At 67.0% G+C, this 13,518-nt stretch carries 14 protein-coding genes and 1 pseudogene; 9 read left to right on the top strand and 6 right to left on the bottom strand.

The features are described from left to right. Positions 1 to 58: 58 nt before the first annotated feature. The gene (locus KME82_RS16775) at positions 59 to 343 is read right to left on the bottom strand and encodes a hypothetical protein (protein ID WP_215495062.1); all 285 of its coding nucleotides are present in this window, start codon (positions 341 to 343) and stop codon (positions 59 to 61) included. Between the two features lie 246 nt (positions 344 to 589). Continuing rightward, complete coding sequence (locus KME82_RS16770) at positions 590 to 1,168, bottom strand: GNAT family N-acetyltransferase (RefSeq protein WP_215495061.1); 579 nt, start codon at positions 1,166 to 1,168, stop codon at positions 590 to 592. A gap of 554 nt (positions 1,169 to 1,722) precedes the next feature. On the opposite strand from KME82_RS16770, the gene KME82_RS16765 reads away from it, so the two are divergent. The 4 genes from KME82_RS16765 (at position 1,723) to KME82_RS16750 (ending at position 4,740) form a co-directional block, all read left to right on the top strand. Beyond that, positions 1,723 to 2,007: a hypothetical protein gene (locus tag KME82_RS16765; protein WP_215495060.1), complete on the top strand. Its 285-nt coding sequence runs from the start codon at positions 1,723 to 1,725 to the stop codon at positions 2,005 to 2,007. A 177-nt stretch (positions 2,008 to 2,184) separates the two neighbouring features. Next, positions 2,185 to 3,099, top strand: coding sequence for a cation diffusion facilitator family transporter (locus KME82_RS16760; RefSeq protein ID WP_215495059.1), 915 nt, complete (start codon positions 2,185 to 2,187; stop codon positions 3,097 to 3,099). A gap of 154 nt (positions 3,100 to 3,253) precedes the next feature. Beyond that, entirely contained in the window at positions 3,254 to 4,267 is a 1,014-nt protein-coding gene (locus KME82_RS16755) for a YwqG family protein (RefSeq protein ID WP_215495058.1), read from the top strand. Then, complete coding sequence (locus KME82_RS16750; protein ID WP_215495057.1) at positions 4,264 to 4,740, top strand: GNAT family N-acetyltransferase; 477 nt, start codon at positions 4,264 to 4,266, stop codon at positions 4,738 to 4,740. Before KME82_RS16755 ends, KME82_RS16750 begins: the two co-directional genes overlap by 4 nt. 196 nt (positions 4,741 to 4,936) lie before the next feature. Here KME82_RS16750 and KME82_RS16745 read toward each other — a convergent pair whose 3' ends face one another. The 3 genes from KME82_RS16745 to KME82_RS16735 form a co-directional block, all read right to left on the bottom strand. Next, the gene (locus KME82_RS16745) at positions 4,937 to 5,161 is read right to left on the bottom strand and encodes a hypothetical protein (protein WP_215495056.1); all 225 of its coding nucleotides are present in this window, start codon (positions 5,159 to 5,161) and stop codon (positions 4,937 to 4,939) included. A 73-nt stretch (positions 5,162 to 5,234) separates the two neighbouring features. Continuing rightward, positions 5,235 to 5,459 carry a hypothetical protein gene (locus tag KME82_RS16740; RefSeq protein ID WP_215495055.1) on the bottom strand — a complete coding sequence of 75 codons (225 nt, stop codon included), beginning with the start codon at positions 5,457 to 5,459 and terminating at the stop codon, positions 5,235 to 5,237. Between the two features lie 259 nt (positions 5,460 to 5,718). After that, on the bottom strand, positions 5,719 to 5,919 hold the full coding sequence (locus KME82_RS16735) for a hypothetical protein (protein ID WP_215495054.1): 201 nt from the start codon (positions 5,917 to 5,919) through the stop codon (positions 5,719 to 5,721). A 103-nt stretch (positions 5,920 to 6,022) separates the two neighbouring features. On the opposite strand from KME82_RS16735, the gene KME82_RS16730 reads away from it, so the two are divergent. Next, entirely contained in the window at positions 6,023 to 6,340 is a 318-nt protein-coding gene (locus KME82_RS16730) for a hypothetical protein (RefSeq protein WP_215495053.1), read from the top strand. Between the two features lie 73 nt (positions 6,341 to 6,413). Here the strand turns inward: KME82_RS16730 and KME82_RS16725 are convergent, their stop codons facing one another. Continuing rightward, on the bottom strand, positions 6,414 to 7,274 hold the full coding sequence (locus KME82_RS16725; RefSeq protein ID WP_215495052.1) for a 23S rRNA (adenine(2030)-N(6))-methyltransferase RlmJ: 861 nt from the start codon (positions 7,272 to 7,274) through the stop codon (positions 6,414 to 6,416). Positions 7,275 to 7,410: 136 nt separating this feature from the next. On the opposite strand from KME82_RS16725, the gene creB reads away from it, so the two are divergent. From creB to creD, 4 genes and pseudogenes are all read left to right on the top strand, one after another. Then, positions 7,411 to 8,082: a two-component system response regulator CreB gene (creB, locus tag KME82_RS16720; protein ID WP_215495051.1), complete on the top strand. Its 672-nt coding sequence runs from the start codon at positions 7,411 to 7,413 to the stop codon at positions 8,080 to 8,082. 10 nt (positions 8,083 to 8,092) lie between these two features. Then, on the top strand, positions 8,093 to 9,535 hold the full coding sequence (gene creC / locus KME82_RS16715; RefSeq protein ID WP_215495050.1) for a two-component system sensor histidine kinase CreC: 1,443 nt from the start codon (positions 8,093 to 8,095) through the stop codon (positions 9,533 to 9,535). A gap of 934 nt (positions 9,536 to 10,469) precedes the next feature. After that, positions 10,470 to 11,852: a hypothetical protein gene (locus KME82_RS16710; RefSeq protein WP_215495049.1), complete on the top strand. Its 1,383-nt coding sequence runs from the start codon at positions 10,470 to 10,472 to the stop codon at positions 11,850 to 11,852. Between the two features lie 216 nt (positions 11,853 to 12,068). Beyond that, a pseudogene (gene creD, locus KME82_RS16705) lies at positions 12,069 to 13,433 on the top strand (cell envelope integrity protein CreD); the annotation flags it as partial. Between the last annotated feature and the right edge of the window lie 85 nt (positions 13,434 to 13,518).

The raw sequence follows: 13,518 nt of genomic DNA, 5'->3' as shown, positions 1-13,518 counted from the left end.
TACCGCCAGGGACGACACGGCCTTGTCGGCCGGGTGGTGTCGGGCGGGGTGGGGCGACTCAGTTCTGGTTGTTGCAGGTGGCGTAGTGCCAGCTGAACTTCGCGGTCTGCTGGCCCCAGTCCAGCGGCCTCGGGCCGGGACAGCCGGCGCCCTGATAGCGCATGCCGACGACCCTTTCGACACCGTCGCGACCCGCCGGGCCATAGTAGGTGTAGACCAGCCAGCCGCTGCCGGACGGCGGGACCGGCAGCGCCGAACTGGCGAGCGAGAACAGTCCGCCGACCACGATCGTGGCCAGCAGGGCGATGCGTTTGAAACCCGAGCGCTGCGTCGTCGTTTGCATGGGAGACTCCTTGTCGTACGCGGTTGTCGAAGGTGTGACCGACCGGCATTGCGCCGCAACACGAATCGCGGCGGCGTCCGGCCATGGCGACACCAACGCAGCCTAGCAGCCCGCCCTGGCCGGTGCGTGCAGGCACGCGGCATCTGGTTTTTCGAAGTGTCTGGCCGCCGAAGCAGTGTGCAGGCGGCAAGTCGCGGCCGTGAACAAAACGGCGATCGGGCCCGCGGCGAAGCGCGGGCACGGGTATCAGGTACCGGGCGTGGTCTCGCCGGCGGCGGCCTTGTGGCTGCGCAGGTCCAGCGACACCCGGATCAGGCCCGGCGCGTCCTGCTGGAATTCGCGTTCGAACCCCAGCGACTGGGCCAGCGACAGCATCGGCGTGTTGTGCTCGAACACGTCGCCGTACAGCCGATGCACCTTCTTGCCGCGCGCCCATTTCACCAGCCGGGTCATCAGATACCGGCCCAGGCCCATATTGGCGATGTAGCGGCTGACCAGGATCGCGAACTCGGCGTCCTGGGTGCGTTCGTCGATCGCGACCCGCGCGACCGCGCCGACCAGGGCCTCGCCCGGCGGCAGCGGCTCGGCCGCGACCAAGGCGAATTCGGTGCGCGGATCGATCCGGGTGAAGCGCTCGGCCATGTCCGGGGTGAGTTCCTTGAGCGCATACAGGAAGCGCTGTCGGACTTCGTCGGGCTGAAGCAGGGCGAAGCCGGCCCGCAGGGGCTCGGCATCCTCCGGCCGGACCGGGCGGATCAGAACTTCGCGTCCGTTGGGAAGACGCTGGCGTTCGTGCCAGGGAGGCAAACGTTCACGCGTGGCCATGGTTGGGATAGTGGCACATTGTGACGAATTTGGCCCTTCATCTTCGTGAGGGGCGCTCGCCGGTGCGATCGGCGGCGCTGAGCGGGTGGAATCGGCTCATCGGGCCTGTGCCGGTGAAGGGTGGGCCGGCGCGGGCTCCAGTACGGCGGTTTTGTTGACGCGAGGCACGTTGGAAATGCGAATGGCTCGCATGATGGCTGGGCGATGACGGCCTGACAATGCCCCCACGGCCGGCCAAGACGCCAGTGCCTCGCGCGGCGGCCTTCAGCCAGCCGGTTCCTTTCGACCCGCCCGATACCGGGCCCTCGACCGGACCGTGGTGTCCTGGGCGGGCCAGCTGCGCACGGCGGGGGCCAGGGGCGCGCCCGCGGCGCCGATGGCTAGGCGGCCATCGGGTTCGACCGGGCGGAGCCTGCCGGCCGTGCTGGCGGAGAAAGCCGGGCGAATGAAGCGGTGGCCGCGTGTGCAGCGTCTGGCGCTGTACCGCGTTCGCAAGAAGAATCGGCAGGCGGGCGTTGCGAACACATGCCCGATGCAGTGCAAGGCTCGATTCGGTGCAGACCGTCGAGGTAGGCGCGAGGGACGTGGCGTTGGGGGCGATGCGTGCCTTGCCGGACAATTTCTGTGCCGTGCGCTCGGCGATTGCTTTGCCGACGATGGGCGCGAATGAGCGCGAGGGTGATGTCTCGGTTTTGATTCTGGGTCTTGATCGCGTGTCGCTTGCATCGGTGTTCGCGCTGGGTGGAGTGGCGCGGTCGCGGCTTGCGCCGCTCCTCCAGGGGGTTGCCGTTGCCTGCCGGCGATCGGATGGCCGCGTGAGCCGCATGGGCTCCCTGTAGGAGCGGCGCAAGCCGCGACCGCGCGACCTCATCCGCGCCGCACGCTCGCCTGCCTGCGTAAATGCCGCCGCGCTCGTACCACCGCATCGCCCGCGCTGGCACCTGTCCCGGCCTGTCCAAAGGCCAGCATCGGCAATGCTAGACTCCGCCGCTCGTATCCGAAGGAGCAGTCCAGTCATGGCAGGTGGTGGCGATTCGACCCGCGCGATTTTGTTCGCACTTGGCGCCAATTTCGCGATCGCGGTGGCCAAGGGCGTGGCCGCGTTCTTCACCGGTTCCAGCGCGATGCTGGCCGAAACCGTGCATTCGCTGGCCGACTGCGGCAACCAGGGCCTGTTGCTGCTCGGGCTCAAGCAGTCCAAGCGGCCGCCGACGCCGGACTACCCGTTGGGGTACGGCAAGGCGATCTACTTCTGGTCGTTCCTGGTCGCGGTGATGCTGTTCACCGTCGGCGGCATGTTCTCGCTGTACGAGGGTATCCATAAATTGCAGCACCCCGAGCCGCTGAAGCAGTGGTGGTGGGCGGCCGGCGTGCTGGCGTTCGGCATCGCCGCCGAATGGGTGTCGATGCGCGCCTGCCTGCAGGAAGTGGCCAAGGCGCGCGGTCAGCGCTCGCTGTGGCAGTGGTTCCGCGAAAGCCGCCAGGCCGAACTGGTGGTGATCTTCGGCGAAGACCTGGCCGCGCTGCTGGGCCTGGTGCTGGCGCTGGGCGCGGTGCTGCTGGCGGTGGTCACCGGCAACCCGATCTGGGACGCGATCGGCACCGTCTGCATCGGCGCGCTGCTGATCATCGTCGCGGTGTTCGTCGCGATCGAAGTCAAGGCGATGCTGATCGGACAGAGCGTGGATCCGCTGCGCCAGCAGCAGATCCGCGAGTTCCTCGATTCGCGCCCGGAGATCGCCAAGGTCATCAGCGTGATCACCCTGCAGCTCGGCAACGAGGTGATGGTGTCGGTGCAGGCGCAGATGCGCGAAGAGCAAAGCGTCGCCGGCCTGACCGAACAGATCAACTCGGTCGAACGGGCGATGAAGCAGGCCTTCCCGGAGGTGCGCTGGAGCTTCTTCGAGCCCGACTTCAAGCTCGGCGACTGAGCGCTCGCGCCGTCGCGTAACAACCCGACCGGGGGAGCGAACGCTCCCCCGGCTTTTTTCTGCGCGGGCTTTCTGGGCAGGCAAGGTTCGCCCTCGTGGCGCGTTCTTGGCCATAATCCGCCCGGAGAACCGGCAAGCGAATGGACGGCGGACGATGAAGACGGGCAAGGCGGTGTTGGTGTCGGTGGGGATCATCGCGGCGGTGCTCGCCGTCGCCGGCGGCGTGGGCTATTTCGTCTACAGCAAGGTCGACAGCCGCAGCAAGCAGGCGGCCGCGCAGATCAAGGCCGAAGCCGAACACGAAGACGCCGACGAGAGCGCGCCGCAATGCGGCAGCCACGACGACGACGAACGTGCCAAGGCGGTGCTGGCGCCGATCGAACCGGCCCTGCAGAACACCCAGCGCCCGGTGGCGCGCATCGAGCTGGAGGAGATGAAGGCCGACGACGTCGCGGTCAGCAAGGTCGGCGGCCGCGCGTACTGGGCGGCCGGGCGCGACTATCCGCGCGATCCGCAGGGCCAGCCATTGTTCCTGCTGGCGCAGGTCCAGCTCAGCGAATTGCCGAAGATGCCCGGTTATCCCGAGCGCGGCATGCTGCAGTTCTTCATCTCCGGCGACGACTACTACGGCGCCGCCATCGACGCCGCGCACGGTCCCAAGCGGATGGACGCGCTGGCCGAGCCGAAGGGCTTTCGCGTCGTGTACTGGCCCGACGCGAGCGCGCCGGCGATCGCGCCGCCGGTCGCCACGGCCGGCCTGGATGCATTGCCGTTCGACCCGGCCAAGCCGCGCCGCATCCGTTTCAGCGCCGACCACGAGACCATGGGCATCCACGATGTCGGCCTGGCGAAGGTGCTCGGCACCGATATCGACGCCCTGGCCGAGCGCTACATCAGCGCCAACGTCGACGATCGCGTCGCCGCCGAGGACCTCAGCGACGAAGTGTCCGACTATCTCGATCGCAGCGGCCACAAGCTCGGCGGTTATCCCGATTTCACCCAGGACGATCCGCGTAACGCCGACGACAAGCGGGTGCTGCTGTTCCAGCTCGACAGCGACGACGGGCTGATGTGGGGCGATTCGGGCATCGCCAATTTCTTCATCGACCCCGCCGACTTGGCGCGCGCGGATTTCAGCCGCGTGTCCTACCACTGGGATTGCTATTGAGCGCGCCGGTCGCGCGCGCGTATCGCGAGGACGACCACGCCGCCTGCGTGGCGCTGTTCGAATCCAACGTGCCCGAGTATTTCGCCGCGGTCGAGCGCGAGGATTTCCTGCAGACCTTGCAGCGCATCGATCGGTACTGGGTGATCGAACAGGCCGGCGACGGCATCGTCGCCTGCGGCGGTTATGCCGGCGTGCCCGATCAGCCCGGCGTCGCGGCGTTGTGCTGGGGCATGGTGCGGCGCGACCTGCACCGGCGCGGCCTCGGCGATTTTCTGGTCGGCGAGCGTTTGCGCCGGATCGACGCCGACGAGGATTTCAACGCGGTGGTGATCGAAACCACGCGTTTCAGCTGCGGCTTCTATGCGCGCTATGGCTTTGTAGTGACTCGCGAACAGGCCGATGGTTTCGCGCCGGGGTATGACCTGGTGGAGATGCGTCGAGTGGTGCCGCGGGTCGGTTACGCGGTGATCTGAGCGGAAAGCGTCGGGGCTCAAGCCCCTCCCACAAAAGACTTCGAAGCTCGCGCAATCTTTTGTGGGAGGGGCTTGAGCCCCGACGCCTTTCGCTCAAGATGCGGTGAACCGCGGCAACCGAAGCGAATCGGTTCACCCTGATCCAACGATTCACTCGGCTGACGCCGCAAGGCGATGCGGCGCCGGCCGATCGGCCTCAGGGCACTTCGCAGCCGGCCCGGCCCATGCAACCCAGGTAGCCGCGTTCGCACGCATCGGCCGGAATGCCGTTGTTCAGGCAATTGCGCTGGAGGCGCTCGCAGTTGACGATCGCCTGCGGCGTGCAGGCGGCGGCGAAGACGGCGGTCGACAGACCGGCGGTGAAAACGAAGGTGCAGGCGAACAGCAGCAGGGTGCGGGATCGTGGCGTCGAGCGGGTCATGAGCATTCCTTTGTCAAAGTGTGGAGGCGTTGCGGTGCAACGGTGTTGGCGACGAGCGCCGCTGCGGCGGGGCTCACGGATCGTCGCAACCGGCCCGTGCCATGCAGATCAAGTAGCCACGCTCGCACGCGGCGGGCGGGCCGCCAGCCAACTCGCAGTTACGTTGCATGCGCTCGCAGTTGACGATGGCTTGCGGCGTGCATCGTGCGGCGAACGCGGTGGTCGACAAGCCTGCGGTGAAAAAGAAGGTGCAGACGAACAGCAGCAGGGTCCTGGATCGTGGCGGCGAGCGGGTCATGAGCATTCCTTTGTCAGAGTGTGGACGCGTTGCAGTGCAAGGATGTGGCTGACGAACGTCGTTCGAGCGTGTCGCGGACAATCGCCGCGCGCTTCGGCCGCCGTGGGCGGCGCGGGCGCGGCAAGGCCGATCCTGGCGCAAGCGGCCGAGGGGTTGCAATGGGCGGGGCGGTGAGTCGCGTCGGGCGGTCCGCGGCCGCGGAGGTGGCTCCGCGGCCGCGATTCATCGCCCGAACGCGTCTGGCGATCGGTCCCCGCGATCAGGGAATGACGCAGCCGCAGCTGCGATAGCAGCGGTTGTAGTTCAGTTCGCAATTGGTGGTGGCCGGATCGCACAGGCTGTAGGCGCGTTCGCAGCCCAGGCGGCAGGTGTTGTTGCACGCGGCGATCGCGGTGCTCGCCATGCCGATGCCGAAGGCGAATGCACACAGGGCGAGAAGGGTCGATTTCTTCGGGATCATGTGAACTTCCTGTCTGAGCCCGTCATTGGGCACAGGCGGTCATACGCCCAACCTCAGCGTGGCCGCAAGGCGATTTTCTGACAGGTGCGCGATCGGCGCCGGTATGAAAAGGCAGGCCGAAATGCCGGTTTTTCAGCGGTTTTCGCCTGTTCCGCCGGCTCGCCGCGGCGAAGCGGCGGCGACGCGCGAGGGCGAAATGCAATCGGCGATGGCATTGCGCGACCAGCGTGGCCGGGTGTCTCGCTGCGCTGCAACGCGGGATTGCGGCGATGGCTCGCGCAAGGGTGCGATGCAGGATGTGATCGGGTATGCAGTTGGATTTGTGATCGGTCGACAGAGCGCGGCGCGTGGGCAGGCCTTCGCCCATGCGGCGCTGATCAATGTCGGATCGATGCCGTCCGCGCTGAATCGGCTCGTCTGAGTCGTAAGCTTGAAGTCTGCAGCTCAGACCGCGCGAGCGGGACCGGCGCGCAGCCGCGCGCCGGCTCGATCGTTCAGTCGCCCTGCTTGAGCCAGGTAATCGCGCCGGACGCATCCGCGGTTTCGCCCAAGGTGCGCGCGAGCACCGGCAGCACCGCGTCGAGGGTGCGATCGAATTGCCACGGCGCGTTGAGCAGCAGCAGGCCGCTGCCGTTCATGCGCAGCGGCGAATCGTCGGCGCGCACCAGCAGCTCGGCGGTCATCACCGACTTGGCCGGCAGGGTCGCGGCGCGGCGGTAGAACGATTGCAGCGAACGCCGGCGCTTGATCGGATACCACAGCACGTAGGTGCCCTGCGGCCAGCGCGCGAGCGCATCGCGCAGCGCGCCCAGGGCGGTGTCGAATTCTTCCAACTGCGCCTCGTACGGCGGGTCGATCAGGACCAGGCCGCGGTTGAAGCGGGTCGCGCCGAGCTTGGGCGGCAACAGCGCCTTCATCCCGGTGTAGCCGTCGCGGGCGTGGACCGCGACCCGGGGGTCGTTGTCGAAGTGATGCTTGAGCTGGGCCGCTTCCTCCGGCTGCAGTTCGCAGGCGGCGATGCGGTCGTCGTCGCGCAGGGCATGCGCGAGCAGCCACGGCGAGCCCGGATACGCGGCCGGCCCGTGCTCGGCGCGGCAGGCGCGCACCGCGGCGAGGTAGCGGCCGATCGCCGGCTGCTTGGGCGCCTCGGCGAGCAGCCGGCCGATGCCGCCCTCGGCCTCGCCGGTGCGCTGCGCCGAATTGCCGTCGAGCGGGTACAGCCCGCGCCCGGCATGGGTATCGAGCGCGAACAGCGGCGCCGGCTTGGCGGTCAGTGCGTCGCACAGGGCCAGCACGGCGATGTGTTTGAGCACATCGCCGTGGTTGCCGGCGTGGAAGGCGTGGCGGTAATTCATGAGGGGCGGCCGGGAATAGGGAATCGGGAATGGGGAATCGGCAACGGCAAAAACCCCGGCGTTGGGTCGGGCAGGGCATCATTATGACGGCAAGTAGGCTTTCCCCCGATTCCCGATTCCCGATTCCCGGCCCCTCATGCGCATCCTGCTAGTAGAAGACGAATCCGCCATCGCCGACACCGTGCTCTATGCACTGCGCGCCGAGGGCTTCGAGACCACCCACTGCCTCACCGGCGGCGAGGCGCTGCGCGAGGCGCAGCGGGTCGCCTACGACCTGGCAGTGCTCGATATCGGCCTGCCCGACATCGGCGGCTTCGCCCTGTGCCGCGAGCTGCGCCGCGATCGCGACCTGCCGGTGATCTTCCTGACCGCGCAGAACGCCGAGGCCGACCGCATCCTCGGCCTGGAGATCGGCGCCGACGACTACGTGACCAAGCCGTTCTCGCCACGCGAGCTGGCCACCCGGGTGCGGGTGGTGCTGCGGCGCAAAGGCGGGGCGAACGTCCCGGCCGAGTCCGAGGCCGGTTTCGTCCACGACGGCGAGGGCAAGCGCATCCGTTACCGCGGCCAGGCGCTGGACCTGACCCGCTACGAATACGGCCTGCTGGCCGCGCTGCTGCAGCGCCCCGGCGCGGTGCTGTCGCGCGCGCAGTTGATGGACCGGGTATGGGGCGACGCGCTCGACAGCGGCGACCGCACCGTCGACACCCACATCAAGACCCTGCGCGCCAAGCTGCGCGAGATCGGCCCCGACAGCGACCCGATCCGCACCCATCGCGGCCTGGGCTATTCGCTGGAGCTGGGCTGAGATCGCCGGCATGCGCATCGGGCTGCGGATCTTCCTGGGGTATTTCCTGATCGTCGCGGTCGCCGCGCTGCTGCTGGCGCGGGTGTTCGTCGCCGAGGTCAAGCCCGGCGTGCGCCAGGCGATGGAAGACACCCTGGTCGACACCGCCAACATCCTCGCCGAGCTCGCCGCCGACGATTTCCTCGCCGGCCGCATCGACCACGGCGACTTCGCCAAGCGCGTGCGCGCGCTCGGCGAACGCGACGTCGGCGCGGCGATCTGGGGCTTCCGCAAGCGCGCGACCACGTATCGCGTCTACATCACCGACGCGCGCGGCATCGTCGTGTTCGACAGCGACGGGCGCGATGTCGGCCAGGATTACTCGCGCTGGAACGATGTCTACCTGACCTTGCGCGGCCGCTACGGCGCGCGTTCCAGCCCGGCCACCCAGGACAATCCCGACGACACGATCATGTACGTCGCCGCGCCGATCCGCGACGACGCGCGGCGGGTGGTCGGTTCGTTGACCGTGGCCAAGCCCAACAGCGCGATCGCGCCGTTCATCGCCCGCAGCCAGTCGGTGGTGATGCGTTGGGGGTTCGTGCTGATGGGCGTGGCGCTGTTGATCGGCGTGTTGGTGTCGTGGTGGCTGTCGCGCCAGATCGACCTGCTGCGGCGCTACGCGCATGCGGTCACCGCCGGCGCGCGCGCGCCGCCGCCGGACGCGGCCGGCGAATTCGGCGAACTCGGCCGCGCCCTGGAAACCATGCGCACGCGCCTGGAAGGCAAGCAGTACGTCGAGCAGTATGTGCACACCCTGACCCACGAAATGAAGAGCCCGCTGGCGGCGATCCGCGGCAGCGCGGAACTGCTCGAATCGCCGCCCGGCGACGGCACCATGGCCGACGCCGACCGCGCGCGCTTTGCCGGCAGCATCCGCGGCCAGGCCGAGCGCCTGGCGCAGATGATCGACAAGCTGCTCGCGTTGGCTGCAGTCGAACATCGTCAACGCCTGGAAAAACCCGAACCGGTGGCGCTGGCCGCGATCGCCCAGGAAGCGGCCGAACAATGCGCGCAGCGGCTGCACAAGACCGGCGCGAAACTGCTGCTGGACCTGGAACCGAACCTGCCGCCGGTGCTCGGCGATGGCTTCCTGCTGCGCCAGGCCTTGATCAACCTGATCGAGAACGCGGCCGATTTTTCCCCGGCCCAGGGCGAGATCGTGTTGCGCCTGCGCCGCGACGGCGAGTCGCAGCGGGTCGAAGTCAGCGACCGCGGCCCGGGCGTACCCGATTACGCGGTGGGACGGGTGTTCGAGCGGTTCTATTCGCTGCCGCGTCCGGCCGGCGGCAGCCGCAGCAGCGGACTGGGCTTGTGCTTCGTCGCCGAAGTGGCGTCGCTGCATGGCGGCGGGGCGGCGTTGGTCAATCGCGATGAGGGTGGGGCGGTGGCGAGCTTGGTGGTGCCGGGGTAGGGCGCACAGGCATCGAGCGGAGTACCGGGTGGCCAACAGAGGCTCGATCTTCGTTGCGTTTTGCCGTTGTGCGATCGCATCGCATCGCGGCCGTCGCTGAGTCGAGCGCGAGTGGATTGGCCGAACGCGACGGCGAAACCATGGCCGTTGTGCGCGACCGCGACTCACGATCGATGTCGTATCGGCGAGAGCCGCTGCGGCCCGCTGCGGATCGATCGGATCGGCCTCTGAATTTTCGAATTCTGCGCAAATACCTATTTTTTGTGCGTTTTATGCGGATAGGGTCGGCGAGTGTCGATGCTTGCTTTATGTGCCGTCGAAGCTAGCGCAGCGCGAATATTGATCTGTAAAAGCGTCGCGACGAACGATTTGGCCGAGCCGCCCGGTTTTCTTCGTTTGGAGTCTTGATCCGCGGTCGATACGCAGCGCGAACGCATCGGGTCTAGTGCGATTTGGTGCTTGCATACCGGATTTTTTCGGATGCAGCATGACTGCAACCAGGGGGCTGGGGCGGTCATGGAAGCAATGGAGACAGGGATCGGCGCCGTAGCGCTATCGCATGGCGTCGGCACGGTACGACCAGGTTGCGGTATTGGCGATGAATTGTTCGCGCCGGTGCCTGGTTCTTTCTTCTCTTTCTTGGCTTGGCGCGACGCTCGCGAATGCCGCGACGCAAGTCGTGACCACTTGCCGCGATCGCGCATCGCCGCCCCGCGTCGATTGAACACGACATTGCACAAGGTCGCTCGATCACGCACCGACCCGTTCTCGCGACGCCTCCATGGCCGCACAGGCAGGAGCGCTTCGCGCCGCCTGTCGACTTCGTCGCATCGGCGGTGTCGGGAGTACCGCAATCGGCCGAGTGTTTCCGCCGCGCGCTGAGGCCCGGCGTCGTGGGACCTGCAGTTCAAAACGAAAGGGGGATCAAATGGATATGAAAACAACCGCATCCGGTCTGGTGTCGACGCTTGCTTTCCTTGTTCTGGGCGGCTGCGCGAACATCCAGACCTTGGGTCGGCATACCGCTACACCCATGGTCGAAGGAAAGGGGCGGGCCATCCATCTGGATGCCCAGCAGCGCCTGGTGGTATTCACCGCGAAAAAATACTGCGCCGAGCCCAGTCCCGATGCGCTTGCCGCCTATGCGGCCGCCATCGGCGTGAGCGCTTCCAAGGTTCCAAAAAATTCCGCGGCGATTTCGGCCGCGTTGAACAACGTTGCCGGGTCCATCGGCCTGCGCACGCAGTCCATCACCCTGATGCGCGACACGCTGTACCGCAATTGCGAAGCGGGCATCAACGGCTATCTGAGCAACGAACAGGTGGCGGTGCTGCTTGCGCGCAGTCAGGACCTTACCGCCGTGATCCTGGCGATCGAGCAGCTGACCGGCGCGGTGGCGGCCCCGCCGCTGATGCTCGACACCAGCGGCGGCTCATCGGCGGCGTCCACGCTGCTGGCCAATACCGAAGCGCTCAAGGCAGCTGAGAAGATGGAAGCGGAAATGAAGGCCGCTCGCGACGAGGCCGAAAAGCAGCGCGACGATCTATTGGCCAAATTCGACGAAGTCAAGGCGAATGCGGATCGGCTCAGAAGCGAAAGCGACGCCGCCCCGGACGATGAAGGAAAAAAGACTGCGGCGGTGAAGGAAGAAGCAAAAACAGACGCCGCGAAGATCGCCGCCGAGGCAGCGAAGACCCGGTTCGTCGACCTGGATGATGCCTACGTTCGCCAGAAACAGACGACCGCGACGATTTCCGCGCTGCGCGACAGCAGCGTCAATACGGTTAATGCCCATGTGGCCGGAACCGCGCGCGCGGGTGAATTCCTTCATCGCAACACGATCGACGACAAATCGGTCGAGCACATCGCCGACGCCGTCGAAGAGACGATAAGGCGGTTTCTGCACAAGGACTACTTCGCCGACGCCTGCCTTGCCGTGCTGATGCCGGGCGCCGCGGAAGCGCGCGATGCCGCCGGCAGGGCATTCACTGAGAATGACGGTTCTTACAGTCGCGACGTCATGGCCGTCGTCAAGCGGAATTACATCGGCTTGACCTACACGTGTCTGAGGTACTTCTCGAAATACGAGCCGCATTACATCGGAGCGGAGGAAGAGGCGGCCAGAGGAACCGCTGGTGATGGGAAAGAAAAATCTCCAGGAACCAAGCCGCCGGCAGCAGCGGCGGGCATGAACGCGCCGGAGGTGATCAAAGCAAGGGACTTGGCGAAGGCTTCCGAAGCCCAGCGCGACCAGGTCTTCATCCAGCAGTTGCTTGGGCAGCCCGCCTCGCCCCCGAGTCCCGACAAAAATCAGTAAGGCCGCGTCGATTACTTTCCCTTGCCACGACGCCGGCCTGACGACCGGCCCGGCGTCCGTGGCGATCATGCGCATCGATCCGGACTATTTCGTATCCACCCGATCAGGCCGCGTCCCAACGCTTCACCACCACTTCACCAACGCAACACCGCAACGTCATCGCCTCCCCGCACACCGCCCCCAAGCTGCGCGCCAACGTCACGGAAGGAGTACGACATGCGGGTGTGGTTGAAGATGCTGATGGTGCTGGGCATGACCCTGGCGATACTCATTCCCTTGCTGATGATCGGCGGCATCATCAGCGAGCGGCAGCAATACCGCGCCCAGGCGGTCGCCACGGTGGCGCGCAGCTACGCCGGCGCGCAGGCGTTCTCGGGGCCGGCGCTGGTGGTGCCGTACGAAGACACCTGGGTCGAGGCGGAAACCGACGACAAGGGCGCGGTCAAGCACACCGTGCATCGCGAACAGGGCCGCTGGACCTACTTCCCCAACAAGCTCGCGGTCACCGGCGACCTCAATCCCGATACCCGCCGGCTCGGCCTGCACAAGGTCCTGGTCTACACCTGGCAAGGCAAGGCCGAGGCCGATTTCGCCGCGAACATCCCGGCCAATCCGGTCGCCGCGGCCGGCACCACGGTGTCGGGCATCACCCGCGTCATCGGCAAGCCGTGGTTGAGCTACGCCTTCGCCGACGTGCGCGGTCTGCGCGAACCCAAGCTGAAACTCGACGGCGCGCAGGCGGCGATCGAAGACGGCCTGGGCGCGCGCGACGGCGGCGGCATCCATGCGCGACTGGCCGCGCCGGCGCCGGGTACGCAGCTGCGCCTGCAGACGCAGTTGGAGTTCGCCCTGGGCGGCACCGAATCGCTGGCGCTGGTGCCGTTGGGCAAGGACAACCGCTTCGCGCTGAACTCCTCGTGGCCGCATCCGAACTTCGGCGGCAGCTTCCCGCCCAGTTCCGACGGCATCACCGACAAGGGCTTCAAGGCCGAATGGCGGGTGTCGTCGGTCGCGACCAATGCCCAGCGCCAGTACCAGGCCGGCACGATCATGCCGTCGGTGACGGTGATCGGCGACGACTCGGTCGACAGCGCGACCGGCGGCGACATCAACGCCGTCCAGGTCACCATGAAGGACCCGGTCAACGTCTACTCGCAGGCCGATCGCGCGACCAAGTACGGCCTGCTGTTCGTGCTGCTGACCTTCGTCGGTTTCTTCATGTTCGAACTGATCAAGCAACTGCGCATCCACCCGATCCAGTACGGCCTGGTCGGACTGGCGCTGGCGATCTTCTTCCTGCTGCTGGTCAGCCTGAGCGAACACATCGATTTCGGCCTGTCCTACCTGGCCGCGACCGTCGCCTGCATCGGCCTGATCGTGTTCTACCTCAGCGCGGTGTTGCGCAGCGTGGTGCGCGCGCTGGGCTTCGGCGCGATGCTGGTGACCTTGTACGGCGCGCTGTACGGGCTGCTGATCTCGGAAGACAACGCCCTGGTGCTCGGCGCCGGCCTGCTGTTCGTGATCCTGGCCGCGATCATGGCGCTGACCCGCAAGGTCGACTGGTATCAGATCGGCGGCAATGCCGGCCCGGCGGTCAAGCGCGGCGTCGCACCGGCCCCGGCCCCGGCCAGTCCGGCCGCGCCGCTCGAGCCGAGCGTCCCGCCGG

It is taken from the genome of Lysobacter capsici, from assembly GCF_018732085.1.
In the GTDB taxonomy this organism is placed as follows: domain Bacteria; phylum Pseudomonadota; class Gammaproteobacteria; order Xanthomonadales; family Xanthomonadaceae; genus Lysobacter; species Lysobacter capsici_A.
The sequence above is the reverse complement of the archived record's forward strand: the minus strand, read 5'-3'. Positions and strand labels throughout refer to the sequence as shown.

What these genes read in the sequence shown, in the direction of transcription:
- KME82_RS16760 (WP_215495059.1), top strand. Translation starts at nt 2,185, where the DNA reads ATGGCAGGTGGTGGCGATTCGACCCGCGCGATTTTGTTCGCACTTGGC.
- KME82_RS16755 (WP_215495058.1), top strand. Translation starts at nt 3,254, where the DNA reads ATGAAGACGGGCAAGGCGGTGTTGGTGTCGGTGGGGATCATCGCGGCG.
- creB (WP_215495051.1), top strand. Translation starts at nt 7,411, where the DNA reads ATGCGCATCCTGCTAGTAGAAGACGAATCCGCCATCGCCGACACCGTG.
- KME82_RS16775 (WP_215495062.1), bottom strand. Translation starts at nt 343, where the DNA reads ATGCAAACGACGACGCAGCGCTCGGGTTTCAAACGCATCGCCCTGCTG.
- KME82_RS16725 (WP_215495052.1), bottom strand. Translation starts at nt 7,274, where the DNA reads ATGAATTACCGCCACGCCTTCCACGCCGGCAACCACGGCGATGTGCTC.
- KME82_RS16740 (WP_215495055.1), bottom strand. Translation starts at nt 5,459, where the DNA reads ATGACCCGCTCGCCGCCACGATCCAGGACCCTGCTGCTGTTCGTCTGC.
- KME82_RS16735 (WP_215495054.1), bottom strand. Translation starts at nt 5,919, where the DNA reads ATGATCCCGAAGAAATCGACCCTTCTCGCCCTGTGTGCATTCGCCTTC.
- creC (WP_215495050.1), top strand. Translation starts at nt 8,093, where the DNA reads ATGCGCATCGGGCTGCGGATCTTCCTGGGGTATTTCCTGATCGTCGCG.
- KME82_RS16730 (WP_215495053.1), top strand. Translation starts at nt 6,023, where the DNA reads ATGAAAAGGCAGGCCGAAATGCCGGTTTTTCAGCGGTTTTCGCCTGTT.
- KME82_RS16770 (WP_215495061.1), bottom strand. Translation starts at nt 1,168, where the DNA reads ATGGCCACGCGTGAACGTTTGCCTCCCTGGCACGAACGCCAGCGTCTT.
- KME82_RS16710 (WP_215495049.1), top strand. Translation starts at nt 10,470, where the DNA reads ATGAAAACAACCGCATCCGGTCTGGTGTCGACGCTTGCTTTCCTTGTT.
- KME82_RS16745 (WP_215495056.1), bottom strand. Translation starts at nt 5,161, where the DNA reads ATGACCCGCTCGACGCCACGATCCCGCACCCTGCTGCTGTTCGCCTGC.